This window comes from Candidatus Cardinium sp. cBcalN2, assembly GCF_022810445.1.
Classification (GTDB): domain Bacteria; phylum Bacteroidota; class Bacteroidia; order Cytophagales; family Amoebophilaceae; genus Cardinium.
Map to the genome: position 1 here is coordinate 1 of NZ_JAACGD010000058.1, position 2,898 is coordinate 2,898.

1 protein-coding gene is annotated in these 2,898 nt (G+C 38.4%); it reads right to left on the reverse strand.

Going from position 1 to position 2,898, the window contains the following annotated elements:
• A partial coding sequence (locus tag MUW74_RS01765) for a sodium:solute symporter (RefSeq protein WP_243553037.1) occupies nucleotides 1–2,469 on the reverse strand: 2,469 nt, incomplete at its 3' end.
• Nucleotides 2,470–2,898: the final 429 nt, after the last annotated feature.

The window sequence follows — 2,898 nt, forward strand, 5'->3', positions numbered from 1 at the left end:
TACTTGATGGATATCACATACCATATAGCATGCTGCCTTATCAGCCGTATCGATTGTTTCTACTAACAGCCTAGGGGGGGTACCTATTTCTTGAGATAAAGCCACCTCTATTTTACGCATGAGTCTATCTAAGGTAATTTGAGTAGGTTGCAGCAAAGCATGCTCTTTAACTTTTTCTCTTCTATTAAAATAGGTGACCCAATCGTAAAACTTATTAATAATGCTTTGAAAGTCTTCCTTAAAAAGGGGCGTATCTTTATCTAAAAAGGAAATAGACTCCTCCACTTTACGGACTACTTGCGCTAAAATAAAACCATAACTTTTAGCAACAGGCGCACGATTAGAAGGCACCAAAGCCGCATCATAGAGAGAGGCTTTGAGTTGTTGGGCCTCCCTAATTTTTACTTGATTATTCAGGTAAAGAATTTGGCTTGTACAACTACCTAGTTTGACTTTAAAGAAAATAGTGATGGCAAATGTGAATAGAGTAGCTATAAATAGTGGGAAGAGAGTAGATAATAGTGGGCAAGGCACCCCAATAAGAACGAGGTAAATAGAGGCTAATAATGTAGTAGCCACAACTCCTATGGACAGGTAGAGCGGTAAGAACCATAAGATTAGTGTAGAATGGGTTAAAAACAAGAATATAGTAAAAATCGGATCCAGCAGATGGTAGCAGTTCCAAATGGTATTTCCAGGAAGATAAATCACTAGCCATATTAGCCAGCATAGGCCAATACACCAGCTTGGAATGACGCTTATCTTTTTCGAGATATCATAAAGAAATGGATAGCCTATAAAAAAAGCGGCTACAACCAGCTGCACCATAAGCCAAGAACTATTATGGGCAATAGGCGCTATAAAATGGGTCAATAAGCTAGTAATCGCAAGATAGAATCCGGTACATACGATGGTGGTGTGACTTGGTTTGAGCTTAGCCAAAGTAGCGCTTCTATTAGCCCAACCATTTTTAATGGCTTCTTTGCGTTCTGCACTTCTTCGGGCCTTGGCTTGTTGCATTTGTTTAAAATGAGTATCTGGGCCAACCCAACCGGCACTTTCTGGTTGTTTGAACAGGTAGTGAGCGGCCATCATGGCTAGGCCATTGGCTAGCATAGCAAGAAAAGAGCCATCCATCCCTGTTGAAGAGTTAACCCATTTATTCCAAGCCAAAATAGTTATTATGCCTGTAGCCATACCAATTAGAGCGGTACGGGAAGTGCCTCGAAATCCGAAAACAGCTAAAATAAAGGGGGCAACTATAGTAGGTATAAAACAAGCAAGAGACCAGTAAAATAATTGTAACAGATCTTGACAGCTAAAAGCCAACAGCATAGCCAAAATACCCACTACTAGTGTCGTCCACCTGGCTATTTTAAGCTGACACGAATCAGCAATTTCTTTATTTTTTTGTAGGCTTTTTAGTATATCATGGCTCACCATAACGGCGCAACCATTCAAACAAGAATCAGCTGTAGACATGGCCATAGCAAGTAGACCAATCGCAAGGGACCCTTTAAAAAAGGGCGGAATATGCGACATGATATAGGGCCAAATATTTTCTTTCTGTAAATCAGTTGCTCCAATAAAAACAAATAAGCCAACTAGGATAATGAAAAAAGTTATAATAATATTAAAGAGAGTTGCATACGAAAAAACCTTTTGGGCCTGGACCGAATTGGAGCTCATATATACTCGGTGCATAAGTTGAGGTTGTATGTAAGAAGTTATACAGGATAGCAAGAGTAGAAACATATCTAATAACCTACTGTCTAATAACCTACTGTTAGAATAAAACAAATTCTTAAACTGAAATTTAACTTGACTCTGTATTATAGGCATCATAGTCGAAATGGATTTTCCTGTTTTTACAAACATAAACCAGGCCAAGAGAGGAATAATAATTGAAAAGGTGATAAATTGTAATACATCTGTATAGGTAACGGCACGAATACCTCCAAAAGTGGAATAGAAAATAAGTAGTAAGGTAGCCAGGATAGTAATTAGAAAAGGGTTAACCAAGTTGACACACATGCCAATAGCTTCACTGATTACAAGGATTTGGGACGTAATCACAACAATCCCACCACAAATCCCAACTATGGCACCCATAATCCTTGGATACTTACCATAGGTACTACCTATTGTTTCTGCCATGGAAAGATGCTGCATAAATGGCCCCATACGCAAAGCTAACTTACCAATAATCCACAAACCAAAACAATCTAAAAGCAAAATAACTATCCAAGATGTTCCTATCTCATAAACAGTTTGTACGTTACGGACCAAGCCCCCCCCACTATACAAAGTGGCTAAGACCGTAGCCACCAAAGTAGCGGTAGCAAATTGCTTATTACCTACTGCATATTCTCGAAAATTTGTTTTTTTTCTACTGAAATAAATCCCTACTGCCAAGGTTAATACCAAAAAAGCTGCCACTATGTATAAGGGCATATTCAAGTAAATCATAAAAAAATTAAGAATTTTAAAAAATAGTTAGAGGACTGATGCATCTCATATCATAACAATTTATTTTTACAAATCAAAAAAATATCCTAAACTTAGCGCAAAAGTTTTCTATTTATTCACCGGTATGATACCGTTAAGAAAAAACGTCCCTTGTAAAATAATTGAGCTGAGAAATCACCTCTTAGAGCGGGTCAGAACAATGTTTCCGTCGTTCACCACTATGGCTTATGCTAGGAAAAAAACGCGCCCTTTGAAAAAAGTGCGATCAGAAAGCGGCGTTTACAGATGAAAAGAAAAACAGTTTCCGGGATGGATTGGAGAGAGGTTCCTGTTTTTCCAGCTGTAAACTAAGCTTTCTGAACGCACGTTTTTCAAAGAGCGCGTTTTTTTCCTAGCATAAGCCATAGGGGTGAACGGTATCAAGTATTC